This window comes from Methanoregula sp. (assembly GCF_023227875.1).
Classification (GTDB): Archaea; Halobacteriota; Methanomicrobia; order Methanomicrobiales; family Methanospirillaceae; genus Methanoregula.
The window spans coordinates 101219-117024 of record NZ_JALOCH010000006.1 but is presented as its reverse complement, the minus strand read 5'-3'; the positions used below and the strand labels follow the sequence as shown (position 1 = coordinate 117024).

General features: G+C 57.2%; 15 protein-coding genes. 13 read left to right on the top strand and 2 right to left on the bottom strand.

The genetic code is table 11. The features are described 5' to 3' along the window. Positions 1-110: 110 nt before the first annotated feature. Positions 111-905 carry a hypothetical protein gene (locus M0R30_RS08080; RefSeq protein ID WP_292545677.1) on the top strand — a complete coding sequence of 265 codons (795 nt, stop codon included), beginning with the start codon at positions 111-113 and terminating at the stop codon, positions 903-905. A gap of 50 nt (positions 906-955) precedes the next feature. On the opposite strand, the gene M0R30_RS08075 is transcribed toward M0R30_RS08080, so the two are convergent. Both M0R30_RS08075 and M0R30_RS08070 read right to left on the bottom strand, forming a co-directional pair. Then, the gene (locus M0R30_RS08075; RefSeq protein ID WP_292545675.1) at positions 956-1768 is read right to left on the bottom strand and encodes a hypothetical protein; all 813 of its coding nucleotides are present in this window, start codon (positions 1766-1768) and stop codon (positions 956-958) included. Positions 1769-1835: 67 nt separating this feature from the next. Then, on the bottom strand, positions 1836-3896 hold the full coding sequence (locus M0R30_RS08070) for a sodium-translocating pyrophosphatase (protein WP_292545673.1): 2061 nt from the start codon (positions 3894-3896) through the stop codon (positions 1836-1838). Positions 3897-4434: 538 nt separating this feature from the next. On the opposite strand from M0R30_RS08070, the gene M0R30_RS08065 reads away from it, so the two are divergent. From M0R30_RS08065 to M0R30_RS08010, 12 genes are all read left to right on the top strand, one after another. Next, positions 4435-6252, top strand: coding sequence for a proton-conducting transporter membrane subunit (locus M0R30_RS08065; protein ID WP_366513120.1), 1818 nt, complete (start codon positions 4435-4437; stop codon positions 6250-6252). Further along, complete coding sequence (locus tag M0R30_RS08060) at positions 6249-7130, top strand: complex I subunit 1 family protein (RefSeq protein WP_292545669.1); 882 nt, start codon at positions 6249-6251, stop codon at positions 7128-7130. Before M0R30_RS08065 ends, M0R30_RS08060 begins: the two co-directional genes overlap by 4 nt. Continuing rightward, positions 7127-7594, top strand: coding sequence for an NADH-quinone oxidoreductase subunit NuoB (gene nuoB / locus M0R30_RS08055; RefSeq protein WP_292545667.1), 468 nt, complete (start codon positions 7127-7129; stop codon positions 7592-7594). The genes M0R30_RS08060 and nuoB overlap by 4 nt, the downstream gene beginning before the upstream one ends. Continuing rightward, complete coding sequence (locus M0R30_RS08050; RefSeq protein WP_292545665.1) at positions 7591-7959, top strand: NADH-quinone oxidoreductase subunit C; 369 nt, start codon at positions 7591-7593, stop codon at positions 7957-7959. The genes nuoB and M0R30_RS08050 overlap by 4 nt, the downstream gene beginning before the upstream one ends. Further along, positions 7956-9035 (top strand): nickel-dependent hydrogenase large subunit, encoded by a 1080-nt coding sequence (locus tag M0R30_RS08045; protein WP_292545663.1) that lies wholly within the window; start codon positions 7956-7958, stop codon positions 9033-9035. The genes M0R30_RS08050 and M0R30_RS08045 overlap by 4 nt, the downstream gene beginning before the upstream one ends. Before the next feature lie 6 nt (positions 9036-9041). Then, on the top strand, positions 9042-9425 hold the full coding sequence (locus M0R30_RS08040; RefSeq protein WP_292545661.1) for a 4Fe-4S binding protein: 384 nt from the start codon (positions 9042-9044) through the stop codon (positions 9423-9425). A gap of 479 nt (positions 9426-9904) precedes the next feature. After that, positions 9905-10168, top strand: a complete 264-nt coding sequence (locus tag M0R30_RS08035) for an NADH-quinone oxidoreductase subunit J (protein WP_292545659.1) — start codon at positions 9905-9907, stop codon at positions 10166-10168. Beyond that, positions 10165-10407: a hypothetical protein gene (locus tag M0R30_RS08030; RefSeq protein WP_292545657.1), complete on the top strand. Its 243-nt coding sequence runs from the start codon at positions 10165-10167 to the stop codon at positions 10405-10407. Before M0R30_RS08035 ends, M0R30_RS08030 begins: the two co-directional genes overlap by 4 nt. After that, positions 10404-10727, top strand: a complete 324-nt coding sequence (locus tag M0R30_RS08025) for an NADH-quinone oxidoreductase subunit K (protein WP_292545655.1) — start codon at positions 10404-10406, stop codon at positions 10725-10727. Before M0R30_RS08030 ends, M0R30_RS08025 begins: the two co-directional genes overlap by 4 nt. Next, positions 10727-14011: a Na(+)/H(+) antiporter subunit D gene (locus M0R30_RS08020; RefSeq protein ID WP_292545653.1), complete on the top strand. Its 3285-nt coding sequence runs from the start codon at positions 10727-10729 to the stop codon at positions 14009-14011. Before M0R30_RS08025 ends, M0R30_RS08020 begins: the two co-directional genes overlap by 1 nt. Then, entirely contained in the window at positions 14008-15471 is a 1464-nt protein-coding gene (locus tag M0R30_RS08015) for a proton-conducting transporter membrane subunit (RefSeq protein ID WP_292545652.1), read from the top strand. The genes M0R30_RS08020 and M0R30_RS08015 overlap by 4 nt, the downstream gene beginning before the upstream one ends. Next, positions 15472-15801 carry a hypothetical protein gene (locus M0R30_RS08010; protein WP_292545650.1) on the top strand — a complete coding sequence of 110 codons (330 nt, stop codon included), beginning with the start codon at positions 15472-15474 and terminating at the stop codon, positions 15799-15801. Positions 15802-15806 lie beyond the last annotated feature (5 nt).

Below are 15806 nucleotides of genomic sequence, written 5' to 3'. Positions count from 1 at the left end.
ATCCCATGGGATGTACTACAAGGGAGATCAGGGGACGGATACCCTTTTATTACCACTAGGGCAGATACAGACACCATAATCCACAAGCCTGACAACAATTGGAATTTTTTATGAAATCTGAAGATGATCCCTGGCTTAAAAACGCCCATGCCAACGCAGAACACCTGGACCGGGAGATCAAAACCCTGGTGTCGTTAACCAACCCGATCCGGGAAGACCGCCCGATCGTAACCAAATACCAGGATTTCTGGAACAAGGCAAAACAGATCACCGCGTTATTCAAAGAGCTTAAACCGCTCGCAAAGAGTGACCGGGACCTGCTCTGGAAACAGTTCAATACTCTCTGCGGGGAAGTGAAGGAGAAACAGAAAGTCGGGTACGGGACACTCGAAACCCTGTCACAGCAGCACCTCGATGAGATCCAAAAGTTCACGGATCTGGCAGAACTCCCGCCCGGTGTCCCGGGCATCCACGAACTGGTAGAACGCGGGCAGGCGCTTAAAAATGCCGGTGACACGCTCGGGAGATTCAAGCACGCGATGATTGCAAAGCACAAGAAAGCCTGTTTTGACAGGATCCAGGCGATCCGCAAAATCCATGATGCGGCATGGGAATCGGTAAAAGCGGTAAAGCCGAGGCAGCAGACGGGAACAAAATTCCGTGCCCGGAAGAATCTTGAAGCCAATTATGAGCGGCTGCACAAAGCTGCGGGTGCCCTGGAGAATTTCCAGATAGGCAGGGATCATATCCGCACCTTTCTCGCCACCTGTAACGATCCTGTGAAGGCCGCAAAGGCAAAGATCCAGCTCACGGAAACCGAAGCCCGGATCAGGGATATTGAAGAAGGTATCCGGAAACTGAAGAAATGGATTGCTGAGGATGAGCAGAACCTCAAAGAGCAGTAATCACGTTTTTTATAACCTGATGTCGTGCGATCTGCTCTCCCTTCAGAATGTTACGTGAGGCCGGGGGTACTTTCGACACCCCGCTTTTTTATCCGGGCTGAATAGACGATGAGTGCCAGTTCGCCATCCGGGGTGATGCTGTAGAACTTATCCTGTCCATGGGCCGGATCGGTCCCCTCCCGGATAAGGTTCCATCCAACGAGTACTGATACCAGGCGGGAAAATTCCTCAGGGCGAAGCTCATGTCCGGCCGGCTCCTCATCTACATTGCGGACCGGGATCTGCCAGGCCCTGGTCTCGTTAAACAGCGTAGTTTCCGGTACCAGGGTACTTGTTTTCTTTCCCTGCTCCAGTCCCCGGAAGAGGATGGTGAGGATCACGAGGTTGTGCGGATTCGTTGGCAGGTATTTTATGGGAAGGGTCGGGAGCGGGACCCTCCTTGCCTTTGAGCTCCCGAATGCATAATAACAGTCCCCCTCCACCCAGAGCGCCATTGAGAAGAGTCCCAGCGAGAGCCGTTTTGGCCCGGCGGAGATGTCGAACGAGTACCGTGCATCGGGATGATCGCTGAATATCCCGAGGACCGGGTCGCGGATTGCGTCGAACGTTGCCGCATTGATCGTGACCAGTGCACAGGAGATATTGCGGGCAATGGAGATGGCATTCACCTCATCTACCGCGTTGCGGATTGCGCACTTCCACATTCTTTTCCGGGTATCGTCACGGGCTGAATTGGTGTAGACTTCCTTTTCTGCAAAGACAATCGTGTGCGTGACGGTCCGGAGTCCCTCAAGAACCGCAGGGTAGGTTTTGTGGATACTGTCTCCCGCGCTGATGATGAGAAAATGCTCCTCCGGATCCATGAATAGTATCCGATGTTGGACGATAAATGGCTGTCCGGTCTCCCGGCCGTGAAATAAAAAAAGTATTTTAGATGAAGAGCGGCGCAAGCACGAGCGTCAGGGTCGCGAGGAGCTTGATGAGCACGTGGAGCGACGGGCCGGCGGTGTCCTTGAACGGGTCGCCGAGCGTGTCGCCGACAACGGCTGCCTTGTGGGCCTCGCTCTTCTTGCCTCCGTGGGCACCGGTCTCGATGTATTTCTTGGCATTGTCCCATGCACCACCTGAGTTGTTGAGGATGAGTGCAAGGAGGATGCCGGTGATGGTCGCGACCATGAGGAAGCCGGCAAGGGCCTCGTACTTCATGGTGACACCGATGACGATCGGGAACCCGATCACAAGAATGCCGGGGAGGACCATGTTCTTTAAGGCACCCTGGGTCGTGATGTCGATGACCGCTGCATAGTCTGGCTTCTTGGTGCCTGCCATGATGGCGGGGTCCTTGAACTGGATGCGGACTGCACTGATCACGGACTGTGCGGTCTTGGAGACTGCACGGATGGCGAGGCTCGCAAAGAGGAAGACGAGCATCGCGCCGAGAAGTGCCCCGACGAAAACCGGGACGCTTGCAAGGTTGACGACATCGAATGCCTTGCCGGTGAGCTTGGCAATGTCGGCCATGTAGGCGTTGAAGAGCAGGAATACCGCAAGGGATGCACTGCCAATGGCATATCCCTTGGTGAGTGCCTTCGTGGTGTTACCGGCTGCATCGAGCTTGTCCATGCGGTTCCTGACTTCGTCAGGTGCCTGGCTCATCTCGACAATACCGCCGGCATTGTCGGCGATCGGGCCGAACGTGTCCATCGTGAGGACGTAGGCACAGACCATCAGCATACCGATGGTTGCAACGGCAGTACCATAGAGGCCGCCACTCGGGATACCGCTCATGGAACCGAGCCAGTAGGAGAGCAGGAGGGAGATGCCGATGAGGACTGCGGGGATCGCGGTGGTCTCGAGACCGACCGAGAAACCGGTAATGATGTTGGTTGCTGCTCCTGTCTCGGAGGCGTCAGCGATCTCCTGGACCGGCCGGTAGTGGTGGTCAGTGTAGTAGAGGGTGACCCTGAGGAAGGCAACCGAGAGTGCAATACCAACGAGACCTGCAAAGAAGAACCAGATCCATCCGGCGGTTGCCCCAAGGAGCCACTGGACCCCGAAATACAGGAAGATCGCGGAGATGATCGCGGTGATGTAATACCCGCGGTTCATGGCGTCCATCGGGTCGGCACCGTCTTTACCCTTGACAGAGAGGATACCGATCATGCTCGCAAGGAGCCCGAGGGAACACATGACGATCGGGAAGAGGATACCGTAAACACCGAAGATCGGGAAGAGCGCAACACCGAGGATCATCGCACCGATGTTCTCGGCTGCGGTGGACTCGAAGAGATCAGCGCCACGGCCGGCACAATCACCAACGTTGTCACCGACGAGGTCAGCGATAGTGGCCGGGTTCCGGACATCGTCCTCGGGAATACCGGCCTCAACCTTGCCCACAAGGTCTGCACCGACATCGGCGGCCTTGGTGTAGATACCGCCACCGAGCTGGGCAAAGAGTGCCACGAACGAGGCACCGAAACCGAACCCGATGATAACGAACGGGGTGTGCGTCGGGTCTGCACCGAGCGCGATGTACGTCAGCGAGACACCGAGGAGCGACATCGAGGTGATGATCAGGCCGGAAATGGCCCCGCCGCGGAACGAGAAGTCAAGTGCCTTCCCGTCGCTGGTCTGGGCTGCTGCTGCCGTTCGGATGTTGGTCCTGACGGCAATCCACATGGCGACAACACCAGCGACGGCACTGCAGGTTGCACCAACGATGAAGGAAAGCGCCGTTGCCAGGGCAAGCGGCTGCTGGTTGGTGAGATAATACACTGCAAAAATCACCACGGCAAACACAATGGTCAGCAGGGCGATAGTCGAGTACTGGCGTTTGATGAATGCTTCCGCACCCACCCGGATCGCATCCGCGACCTCGCGCATCTTTGGCGTACCCTGATCCTGAGAGAGGAGGTTACGCGTCAGAATCGCGGCAAGAGCCAGAGCGATGATGCATATTGCAATTACGATGAGTAATACTTGATCGATCATTCCATGACCTCCCTGCGGTGTCAGAAGAATCCTTCCCGGGGATCCATGGTCCTGTTGTTAACCGCAGAACCAGAGATACGAGACCCGTCCGGATACTTACGAGACACTACAGGCATGTTTTATTGGCATCAGCAGAGACCTGCTCAAATGACCCAAAGGAGGGCACTCTATGCTTCCGGGATCGCCCCGCACACGTATGCAACCCATCCTAAGAGATCATTAGTGCATTTTTGAAACATTAAACTTTTATCTTATAACCCCGCCTGCACCACGGCGGAATCCAGTCCCGCATAACGGGAATTATGACATTTTGGCATCAATCCTGCCTTTGTTGTCCCGGACAATAATCTCTTTTTTCTTACCTGATCATGGGAACCTGGGCACAATTCAATATGATTAATAATGAAAAATTCCCATATTCAGAGAGGGAGGGTATCTGGTGCAAATTGTTCAGTTATTGATATATCTGATCCTTTTTCCGTTAATAGCTGCAGTCTTCCTGCTTTTTGCCAAAAAAAGCGTTGAACGCAGCTGGATTGTGAAAATCTCCGCACTTGCCATCGGGGTGGTATCGCTGTATCTTCTTGTTGCCGGTTTTGACAAGGGCCTGATCACGTATACTATCTCGGGCAGGATCTTTGATCTCGCCATGCTGGTCATCGAACTGGTGATTGCGGTCTACCTGCTCTGGCTGGGTCTCCGGCACAGGAAATATTCTGTTGTCATTCTGGTCCTGATCCAGGCGGCCCTGCTCCTCTGGTTTGAGGCCACGTACGGTCACACCATCGTCGAACTGCCGAACAACCTCTTCTTCGACCAGTTCTCGATCATCATGGCACTGATCATCGGGATCATCGGGAGCCTGATCTGTGTCTATGCCCTGGGGTACATGGAGACCTATCACGAGCACCACAAGGATATCGCAGACCGCCGCGGGATGTTCTTTTTTTGGATGTTTGTCTTCCTCTCCGCCATGTTCGGGCTGGTATTTTCCAACAACCTGATGTGGATCCTCTTCTTCTGGGAGATCACTACATTCTGTTCGTTCATCCTGATCGGGTATTCCCAGACGGCAGAAGCCACCAATAATGCATTCCTTGCACTCGCCATGAACATGCTGGGCGGGGTGGCTTTTGTTGCAGCACTCATCTATATTACGACCATAGACCCGTCCGGCAGGCTGCTTGACCTTGGTGCCCTGATCAACTCGGGATATGCAGTTGCCATAGTTCCCGCCGTGCTCATTTGTTTTGCCGGTCTCACGAAAGCCGCCCAGATGCCATTCTCGTCATGGCTTGTAGGCGCAATGGTTGCCCCCACGCCGGTCTCGGCACTGCTGCACTCCAGCACCATGGTCAAGGCAGGGGTGTACATCATCGTGCGTTTCGCCCCGGTGCTGACCGGCACTACCGAGGGCATGATGATAGCCATGGTCGGTGGCGTGACGTTCCTTCTCACCTCCTGCATGGCAATATCCCAGAGCAATGCCAAGAAGGTACTGGCCTATTCCACCATCGCGAACCTCGGGCTTGTCGTTGCCTGTGCAGGCGTGGGGACCTATAACCTGATGTGGGTGGCGATTCTCCTGATCATATTCCACGCGATAGCCAAGTCGCTCCTCTTCCTCTGTGTCGGGACCGTGGAGCACCGTATCGGCAGCAGGGACATCGAGGACATGGGCGGGCTGATCGAGCGTATGCCGAAGCTCGCCATCATGATGTTCATCGGCATGGCCGGCATGTTCCTTGCGCCGTTTGGTATGATCATCTCCAAGTGGGCGGCGATCGAGGCCTTCATCCAGGCACCCTTCGGCCTCATCTTCATCATCATCCTTGCATTCGGGGGTTCGGCAACCCTCTTCTTCTGGAGCAAATGGATGGGGAAGATCATCTCGGTGATGCGGCACCAGGAAAACCTGGAGAGCTCAATTAAATCAGAAAAATGGACGGTGCTCTGGATACTCACCGGCCTTGTTGTCGTTGTCGCCCTGATATTCCCGCTCATCTCATCGGCGCTCATCGAGCCGTTCATCATGCAGATCTACGGGCATACGACCCGTCTCGCGGAGGCCAATATCACGATCATGCTCCTGATGATGGGCCTTCTGATCATCATGCCATTCTCCATGCTGTTCCAGAGCAAAACACCGAAGATGGCTCCCCCGTACATGGGCGGGATGACAACGGAGGGAGGCATGAGGTATACCGGGTCGGCCGGCGTCTCCCGTAACCTCGTGCTCTCGAATTATTACTTACGGAACTACTTCGGTGAGGAGAGACTGTTCATGCCAGGTACTCTTGCCTGCTGGGGCCTCATCCTCATTGCATTCATTATGGTCGTGGGGGTGGTCTTATGATCCCTGAACCCTGGGCCCCGGTTGTCAACGCGGTCATCTACCTGCTGCTTGCACCTGTAGTGGGTGGGCTTATTGCCGGGATTGACCGCAAGGTGACGGCCCGGATGCAGGGAAGGGTCGGACCGCCCCTCCTCCAGCCCTTCTACGATGTGGGCAAGCTCTTCGAGAAGGAGAACCTCGTCGTCACGACGACCCAGAACTTCTACGTGCTGAGCTACCTTGTCTTCATGGCGGTCTCGGGCGCCCTCTTCTTCTCGGGAGGGGACATGCTGCTCGTGATCTTCGCGTTCACGCTGTCGCACATATTCCTCGTGCTCGGGGCCTATGCCTCCTACTCCCCCTACAGTCATGTCGGGGCGGAACGCGAGCTGATCCAGATCATCGCGTACGAGCCGATGATCATTATGACCGCGGTGGGGATGTACATGGTCACGACGAGCTTCTACGTCGGCACCATCGTGCAGTCCGCCATACCGATTGTCCTGTACCTTCCGGGCGTTTTCATCGGCTACCTGATCGTGCTGACGATCAAGCTGCGGAAGTCCCCGTTCGATCTCTCCACGTCCCACCATGCGCACCAGGAGCTCGTCAAGGGGGTCACAACGGATTTCGCCGGCCCGAACCTTGCCAAGCTGGAGATCGCCCACTGGTACGAATACGTCTTCCTGCTGGGGGTAGTCTACCTGTTCTTTGCATGGAACCCCCTGCTTGCAATAGCAGCAATTATCATCGCCTACTTCCTCGAGATCCTCATCGACAACACGACTTCACGGGTAAAATGGCAGATGACCCTGCGGAGCGCCTGGCTGGTTGCCGGGACACTCGGCATCATTAACCTGGGAGTATTGTACTACCTGAGGATGGTGGTGGTCCCATGACATATCTTGCAAAGTCCCCTTGGATCGTGCACTACGATGGTTCATCCTGTAATGGTTGCGACATCGAGGTGCTCGCGGCACTCACCCCCATCTATGACGTGGAACGATTCGGGATTGTCAATACCGGCAACCCCAAGCATGCCGACATCTTCCTTGTTACGGGAAGCGTGAACGAGAAGAACCGGGAGATCGTGAAAAACACGTACGACCAGATGCCGGAACCGAAAGTCGTGGTGGCGATCGGCATCTGTGCTGCAACGGGCGGAATTTTCCGGGAATGCTACAACGTGATGGGCGGTATCGACAAAGTGATCCCCGTGGATGTCTACGTCCCCGGGTGCGCTGCCCGGCCCGAGTCCATCATCGACGGAGTTGTCCAGGCCCTCGGTATCCTTGAAGCAAAAAGGAAGGCGATGAATGAAAATGCAGGTGCGGCCGCGAAACCGGCAGGTGATGCCAGATGAAACAAGAACAGTCAATAATCCCCATCGATGTCGGGCAACTGATCGGCAGCGTAGAACAGTGCAGGAACGAGGGGTACCGTCTCGCCCAGATCGGCTGCACTAAAGTGGGCGACAACAGCTTCGAGGTCAATTACTCCTTTGACAAGGACTATGTCCTAAGGAACCTGCGGATCACCGTGACTGCGGAAACGGAAGTCCCGAGCATCACCGGGATGTACTGGGGGGCGTTCGTGTACGAGAACGAGATGCACGACCTCTTCGGTATCCAGGTGAAGGGGATCAACATCGATTTCAAGGGGACCTTCATCCAGACCGCGATCAAATACCCGTTCGGTGTCACGGTCACCAAAGGAGAGAAACCATGACAAAGCAGATCATCGTCCCCTTCGGGCCCCAGCACCCGGTCCTCCCGGAACCGATCCACCTCGACCTCGTGCTTGAGGATGAGAGAGTGGTCGATGCGATCCCCTCGATCGGGTACATCCACCGGGGATTCGAGAAACTCGTGGAGAAGCGGGAGTTCACCGAGTACGTGTACATCGCTGAACGCACCTGTGGGATCTGCAGTTTCATCCACGGTGCCACCTACTGCCAGGGAATTGAGCAGATCATGAACATCGAGGTGCCCGAGCGTGCCGATTACCTCAGGACGATCTGGTCCGAGTACTCGCGTCTGCACTCCCACCTGCTCTGGCTCGGTTGTTTTGCCGATTCCTTCGGTTTTGAGAACCTGTTCATGGCGGCATGGCGGATCCGCGAGCGGATCCTCGATGTGTTCGAGCAGACGACTGGTGGCCGGGTGATCCAGGGGTCCTGCAAGATCGGTGGTGTCCGGCGGGATATCGCGAATGATAAGCTTACCGGGATGAGCCGCGACCTTGACAGTATCCAGAAGGAGATCGAGGAACTGACAACCGTCTTCCTCAATGACGATACCGTCCGGCACCGGACCCGGAATATCGGGGTCCTCTCCCGGGATGACGCCTATCATCTCGGGGCTGTCGGGCCCACTGCCCGGGGGAGCGGGGTCGCAATCGACCTGCGCAAGACCGGGTATGGTGCCTATGACCGGCTGAACGTTCCGGTCATCACGGACAGCTGCGGGGACTGCTATTCCCGCTGCTACGTGCGGTGCAAGGAACTTTTCACGTCCATCGACCTGATCCAGCAGGCAATAACGGAGATCCCGGATGGTCCCATTGATGTGAAAGTAACGGGTTCCCCGAATGGCGAGTATTTCATGCGGGCGGAGCAGCCCCGGGGCGAGCTGGTCCATTACCTCAAGGGCAACGGGACCAAGTTCCTGGTCCGGTCCCGGATCCGGACGCCGACCCTGACCAACATCCCACCGCTCGTCAAAATGCTGCAGGGATGCGAGCTTGCGGATGTCCCGGTGATCGTATTGTCGATCGATCCCTGTATCAGCTGTACGGAGCGGTGATCTGCCATGGGATTTTTCGAGATGACAAAAACAGCACTGAAAACGGTGCTCTCCCGGCCGGTAACGATCCTGTACCCGTACCAGCCGGCGAAAAAAACGTCCCTCACCCGGGGGCACGTTGTCCAGGACGGCAGCAAGTGCATTTCCTGCAGCATCTGTGTGAAGAAATGCCCTTCGCAGGCAATCCTGCTCAACAAGGAAGCAAAGACCTGGCAGATCGACCGGTTCCGCTGCGTTGTCTGCAACTCGTGTGTAGACACCTGTCCCACCAGGTGCCTCTCCATGGACACCCAGTACACGGCACCTGCCTCAGTACAGGGTGTGGAGGTCTTCACGATCACGTACGTGAAGCCGCCCAAGCCGGAGAAGAAGGAAGAGACTAAGGAATAATTTTTTACTCTTTTTTGTGGACGAGAAATCACTCGTGTTCGAGGTTCGAAGGGATCTGTTAGGCCTTCGAGATAGAGAAGGGAGGTATAAGCCGACACTCGAAGAACGCTGAAGCGTTCTTCTCGTGGCCCGGGGCGGATGCCCCTCACCATTTCACAGAACTTTTGATAGCCCGCGCTCAGACCCCAACCTTTATGCTCTCTGTTGCGATAAGATGAAATCATTTAAAGAATGGAAATCGTCAGCGATGTAGTGGGATAATCCGGAAGATAGTAATGACCGGCATTCTGGAGCAGGATGCCAGAAGATTACAGGTACATCTACAGACCATCATGACAGATCCTTCCTGTTCCGCAAGCTCCGTGTCAGAGGGAAAAACTCTCTTCTCTATCCCGGTATTTTTATTTTCAATCCAGTGGACGGCCAGCGATCCCCCCGCAGGCCGGCACCGGGATTCTGGCGGGGGTGGCTGATACCCTATGCCGGGTGAGGACTTTTTTATTGTGCTCGTGATTGGCATGGCAACGGTTGCCATGGCACTGGTCGCGGTCGTCCAGAAGAACCTCATCCGGGCGGTTATTGCCTTTGCCGTCTCCAGTGTCTGTCTTGCAATCCTGTTTTTCCTGCTGGCCTCACCATATGCGGCAGTTCTTGAATTGGTGGTCGGGGGCGGTCTTGTCGCGGTCCTGTTCCTTGTTGCGCTCATCCTCGCCGGCGGGGAAGAGGAGAAGGTGCGCGCATGAATGCAAAAAATGCGTGTGCAGTAATCCTGGGAACCGTCTTCCTTGGTATTTTTGTTGCACTTGTCGTCCCGCCTGCCCCTGCCTGGCCTGCAGTTATTCCCTTATCCTCCGGGGTAGGGGCAGCACTCTGGCACAGCCGCACGTATGAGGCGCTCCTGCAGGGAATGATCATCCTTGCGGGCGTCTTATCGATACTCCTGCTGCTGGGCAAAAAGCAGTGGGGGAGGATGCCCCCATGATGCCGGACGAGGGTGTGGTGATCCTGATCGTGGCAGGGGCGCTCTTTGCGATAGGCCTGTTCAGCCTGATGGCACGCTGCAACCTGATCAAGATGGTGATGGGCCTTGAACTTCTCGGCAAAGGCGTCAGCCTTCTCTTTGTTCTCGGGGGATACCTGTCCGGTGATACCGGCATATCCCAGGCGGTTGTGTTCACCCTGATCGCGATCGAGGCCGTTGTTGCCGGTCTTGCGCTTGCCCTTGTCATCCTCGCAAGGAAGGTCTGGAAAACCTTTGATATCGCTGCAATCTCGCGTCTCTCTCCTGGCGGTGAGCGCTGATGGACGTCTTCCCGTGGATGCTCGTTCTCATCGTCCTCATCCCGTTTGCCGGGACCGGTTTTATACTGCTCTTCCATAACCGCCCGGATGCCCGCGAGGCGGTCTCGCTTGTTGCAGCACTCCTGACGTTCCTCCTCTGCGCCCTTTCCCTCCCTTCTGCGTTTGCTATCCAGCCCCTTTCGACCACGGCGCTCCAGATCCTCCCCGGGCTTGACATACGGTTTACCGCCGACGCACTCGGTCTTTTATTCGCAACCCTCGCCTCCCTCCTCTGGATCATAACCACGGTTTACAATATCGGGTACATGCGGGGCCTCAAGGAGCATTCCCAGACGCGGTATTATGCGGCGTTTGCCATTACAATCGGGGCGGTGATGGGTGTAGCCCTCTCGTCCAACATGTTCTCCCTCTTCGTCTTTTACGAGATCCTCGCCATTGCTGCCTATCCCCTTGTGGTGCACAAGGAAACAGCAGAGGCGCTTGCAGCGGGGAGAAAATACCTGATCTACACCCAGTGCGGGGGCGTCTCCATCCTGGCCGGTATCATGGCCATCATCGGTATGGGAAACACCCTTGACTTTATCCCGGGCGGCAACCCGGGCATTGCCCTGATCGGCCCGGAATTTGCCCGCCTGGCTTTCATCCTTCTCTTTGCAGGTCTCGGTGTAAAGGCGGCACTCGTTCCCCTTCACGGGTGGCTTCCAAGCGCGATGATCGCCCCGACCCCGGTAAGCGGGCTGCTGCACGCCGTCGCGGTCGTGAACACCGGTGTCTTCGGCATCCTCCGGCTGATGTGGTACCTATTCGGGCCCGAACAGGTAACTGCTCTCGGCCTCCAGTATTTTGTCATCGGTGCAGCAGTCGTTACCATCATTGTCGGATCCCTTTTTGCCCTCCTGCAGGACGATTTCAAACTCAGACTCGCGTACTCGACGGTGAGCCAGCTCAGCTACATGGTGCTGGGCGCCGCAGTGCTCCTGCCGGCAGGGGTATCCGGCGTCTCCGATGTCGGGAGAGTCGCGGCGGTTATCGGGGCAACATATGCCTTTACCGCCCATGCACTGGGCAAGCTGACGATGTTCTTTGTCGCCGGTACTGTTGCTGTCGAGACGGGTAAGACGAAGATATCGGAGCTGGACGGGATGGGCAGAAAGATGCCATGGGAGTTCGTGGCATTCACGCTTGCCACCCTGAGCATGGCAGGACTGCCTCCCATGGCGGGATTTATCGCGAAATGGTATCTTTCTGTGGGTGTTGTCTATGGCGATGCCAGCCAGTGGTGGGTCCTCCTTGTCCTTGTTGGGGCGAGTGTCCTGAACGTGGCCTATTTCCTCCCCGTTATTATCCGGGCCTTTTACCGGCCCGGGGCCGGGGAGGTACTGCAGGTCCGCCCGACACTCCGCTGGCCGGTTGTGGTGACTGCGGCCCTCGCCCTCATTGCCGGCCTCTGGACCGTTGTCCCCGCGAGCCCGTATGCCCTCTGTGCCATGGTTGCTGCCAGCGTGACCCATACGGCAGCACCAGTTTTCGGGACACTTGCCATGGGCACGGCAATACCGCCGTTCCTGATATTCCTCATCGGCGCCCCGCTCGTGCTGGCACTGGGCGGGAGAGCCCGGCAGGCCGGGCTTGTCCTTCTCGGTGGTATTGCCTTGGTTGATGTCCTCCTCCTCCCGGGAGGGTATTTCTCCGGGCAGGTTGCCGGCGGGGTCATGCAGTGGAACGTCCCCTTCATGGGATATACCCTGACCCTCCTGCGAATCGACACCCTCTCGTACCTCACCGGGCTCATTTTTGCCATCATCACGTTCTTTGCCATACTCTATGCCGCGACGGTCGCAGCGCCCCGCCTCCACCTCTACGCCCTCCTCTATGCAGGGGCATCATTGGGGGTGGTCTTTGCCGGTGACTGGATCACGCTCCTGTTCTTCTGGGAGCTCATGGCAGTCACCTCTACATTCCTTATCTGGCAGGAGGGTGGCGAGGCGATCAAGGCGGGGTACCGGTATCTCCTCTTCCATTGTCTCGGGGGGACACTCCTCGGGGCAGGGATTGCCCTGCTCTTCATTGGGGGCGGCTCCCCCATTGTCGGGCCGCTCGTCGGGATCCCCGTGGCGACGTACCAGTTGTGGGCGTCGGTGCTGATCGTGCTGGGTATCGGGATAAATGTGGCGTTCATCCCGCTCCATACCTGGCTCCCCGATGCATATCCCCGGGCGAACTTTATCGCCAGTGTATTTTTGAGCGTCTATACCACGAAAGCCGCAGTCTATCTCCTCGCCCGGGCCCAACCCGGGACAGAATTCATCGCCTTCATGGGGGCGTTCATGGCCGTGTACGGCGTGATCTTCGCCGTCTTCCAGAACGACATGCGCCGTCTCCTCTCCTACCATATCGTCTCGCAGGTAGGCTACATGGTCGCCGGGATCGGGATCCTGGGCTGGCTGGGTGCGGCGGATGCGATCGGGCAGCTCGGGCTTGACGGCGGCATGGCGCATCTCTTCAACCACATCCTCTACAAGGCCCTCCTCTTCATGGCAGTCGGTGTCATCGTCTGGAAGACCGGGGAAAACCTGCTGAGCCGCGTTGGCGGGCTCCAGAAGAAGATGCCGGTCACCGCGATCGCCTTCTGGATTGCCGCCTTCTCGATTGCCGGTGTCCCGCTCTTCAACGGTTTTGTCTCCAAGGGCATGGTCCTCCTTGCTGCGGAACACACGAGCATATGGCTCTGGGTGCTTCTCGAGATCGCATCATTCGGGACGTTCGTCTCGTTCCTCAAGCTCGGGTACTTCGCGTTCCTGCGGCCGGGAACAACCGAGGCATCTGACCCGCCGCTCCTCATGCAGGCAGGCATGCTGGGGACTGCCGCACTCTGTATCATTATCGGGGTCTGGCCGGCACTCCTCTATGCTCTTCTGCCCTATACGACAAGCTACGTGGCGTACGACCCGGCACATGTCATAAGCGCCCTGCTTGTCCTCGGGGCTGCAGCGCTCTTCTTTTTTACCGTCGGGAAGAAGATCTTTGAACCTCATGATGTGCCGCAGAGGGACTTCGATCTCGTGTACGAGAAGGCATGCCACGGTGTCTGCCTCGCTGCCCGCGGGGTCTGGATTCTGTTCCGTAAGATCTATGGATATGCAATCATGACAACCCAGCTGCTCTTCGATGCCGGAACAATCGCCATGGGCATGGAAAACCGCGACGCGAACTGGAACATCGCGATGTGCGTAGGTGTTCTCGTTGCACTGGTCACTGTCGTTATCCTGGGGGCGGGGTTATGAACCCGGTCGATATTGCGGGGTTCATGCCCTTCTTCATCGCGCTCTGCGGTATCGGGATGTATTTCCTGACAAAAATCTTCCCGCTTAATCTCCGCCACTGGTGCGGGACCCTGACCGGCTTCGTCCTCTTTGCCGTCTTCTGCCTGCTCCTCTCCGTCCTCTTCCAGCATGAGGCATACCCCACGATCTCCTATATCGGTCTGACCGGCGGTCTCCTGGTAACGGGTATCGGGGCCGTGGCAGCATGGGCATCGGCGGGGACCCTTGATCCCCGGGGCCCGGTCCAGTTCTATTACCCGCTCTTCCTGTTTGCCCTTGCCGGTGCCATGGCTGTCGGGTTCGCAACAGACCTCTTCACCATCTTCGTCCTTGTTGAACTGTCCGCAATCCCGGTCTATGCCCTCTGTGCGTACCAGTACCAGACGGATCCTTCTGCACTCTCGGCAGCAATGAAATACCTCCTCCAGGGAGTCATGGGCACCCTGACCGCACTCCTCGGCGTTGCCCTCCTGTTTGTCGAAGGCCATACCCTGAGCATATCCCTGCTTCCCGCCGCCCTTGCGGGTGCAGACCCCCGCATCATCCTGTTCGCCGCGCTCCTGATCCTGATCGGGTATGGCGTGAAACTCGGGATTGTGCCCCTCCACACGTGGCTGCCGGATGCCTATGCCCGGGCACCGGTCGGCGTCACTGCCATCATGGTGGGCCCGACAAAGATCGGGGTCCTGATCGCGATGGTCCTGTCGCTATCAGCACTACCGGCAGGAGGAACGCTGTCATGGACACTTGGCATCGTGGTTACGTTTTTTGCCGTTGTCACCATGACCGCAGGCAACCTCCTCGCCCTCAACCAGACGGACCTCCGGTATATCCTCTCCTACTCCAGCGTTGCCCAGATGGGATACATCCTGCTGGGGTTCGGGATCGGCCTGATCTACAACCTGCCGCTCGGCTTTGTGGCCGGTCTCTATTATGCCATCGCCTATGCCATGATGAAGTCCGGGGCGTTCTTCGCAACGGATGCTTTTTCACGGGATGCCGGGTCCTTCCGTGTGTCTGCGATGGCGGGCCTGGGAGCCCGGCACCCGCTCCTGGGCATATCCATGGTGGTATTCATCTTCGGGCTCATCGGTGTCCCCTTCACCTCCGGTTTCCTCGGCAAGCTGCTCCTTGAACAGGCGGGCATGGTGACCTCCATGGCGGGGGGGGTCGTCCTCGCCCTTATCCTTGCCCTGAACAGCGCACTCTCGCTCGGGTATTACATCCCGGTCCTGTCGACCCTCCTCTTCTGCGGTCCGGACAGGGATACGTGCCCGGTAAATCCCAAACCTCTGCCCCTGACGGTCGTTTCCGCAGTCGTATTCCTTGCACTCGTGACATTCTATTTCGGCCTGTTCCCGGAATCGTTCGACTGGATCTCCAGTGCCGCCGGGCAGATCTTCATCGGGGGGGTGCCGTAAATGGCATCGTGGGACCTCCTGACCTCCCCGGTCATCATCATGGCATGCGCACTCGGCATCGGTTACCTGATCTATGCCTGGTCCCGCACCATTGCACCGGCGTTTACCCATTCCGTCAACAAGACCATGCCGTATATTGGCGGGGAGGCCGCGGAGGCACAGGTCTTCCAGCCCGGTTACCAGTTCTTTTACGTGGCCCTGTTCTTCACGGTGGTCCACGTTGCTGCACTGGTCCTTGCAACCGCCCCGCCCGATGCCCCCCTCTGGGGGCCCCTCGGGTACCTGGCCATCATGGCAATTGCAATTATGATACTGAGGTGGGAGCAATGAAGGAG

What these genes read in the sequence shown, in the direction of transcription:
- M0R30_RS08080 (WP_292545677.1), top strand. Translation starts at nt 111, where the DNA reads ATGAAATCTGAAGATGATCCCTGGCTTAAAAACGCCCATGCCAACGCA.
- M0R30_RS08075 (WP_292545675.1), bottom strand. Translation starts at nt 1,768, where the DNA reads ATGGATCCGGAGGAGCATTTTCTCATCATCAGCGCGGGAGACAGTATC.
- M0R30_RS08070 (WP_292545673.1), bottom strand. Translation starts at nt 3,896, where the DNA reads ATGATCGATCAAGTATTACTCATCGTAATTGCAATATGCATCATCGCT.
- M0R30_RS08060 (WP_292545669.1), top strand. Translation starts at nt 6,249, where the DNA reads ATGATCCCTGAACCCTGGGCCCCGGTTGTCAACGCGGTCATCTACCTG.
- nuoB (WP_292545667.1), top strand. Translation starts at nt 7,127, where the DNA reads ATGACATATCTTGCAAAGTCCCCTTGGATCGTGCACTACGATGGTTCA.
- M0R30_RS08050 (WP_292545665.1), top strand. Translation starts at nt 7,591, where the DNA reads ATGAAACAAGAACAGTCAATAATCCCCATCGATGTCGGGCAACTGATC.
- M0R30_RS08045 (WP_292545663.1), top strand. Translation starts at nt 7,956, where the DNA reads ATGACAAAGCAGATCATCGTCCCCTTCGGGCCCCAGCACCCGGTCCTC.
- M0R30_RS08040 (WP_292545661.1), top strand. Translation starts at nt 9,042, where the DNA reads ATGGGATTTTTCGAGATGACAAAAACAGCACTGAAAACGGTGCTCTCC.
- M0R30_RS08035 (WP_292545659.1), top strand. Translation starts at nt 9,905, where the DNA reads ATGCCGGGTGAGGACTTTTTTATTGTGCTCGTGATTGGCATGGCAACG.
- M0R30_RS08030 (WP_292545657.1), top strand. Translation starts at nt 10,165, where the DNA reads ATGAATGCAAAAAATGCGTGTGCAGTAATCCTGGGAACCGTCTTCCTT.
- M0R30_RS08025 (WP_292545655.1), top strand. Translation starts at nt 10,404, where the DNA reads ATGATGCCGGACGAGGGTGTGGTGATCCTGATCGTGGCAGGGGCGCTC.
- M0R30_RS08020 (WP_292545653.1), top strand. Translation starts at nt 10,727, where the DNA reads ATGGACGTCTTCCCGTGGATGCTCGTTCTCATCGTCCTCATCCCGTTT.
- M0R30_RS08015 (WP_292545652.1), top strand. Translation starts at nt 14,008, where the DNA reads ATGAACCCGGTCGATATTGCGGGGTTCATGCCCTTCTTCATCGCGCTC.
- M0R30_RS08010 (WP_292545650.1), top strand. Translation starts at nt 15,472, where the DNA reads ATGGCATCGTGGGACCTCCTGACCTCCCCGGTCATCATCATGGCATGC.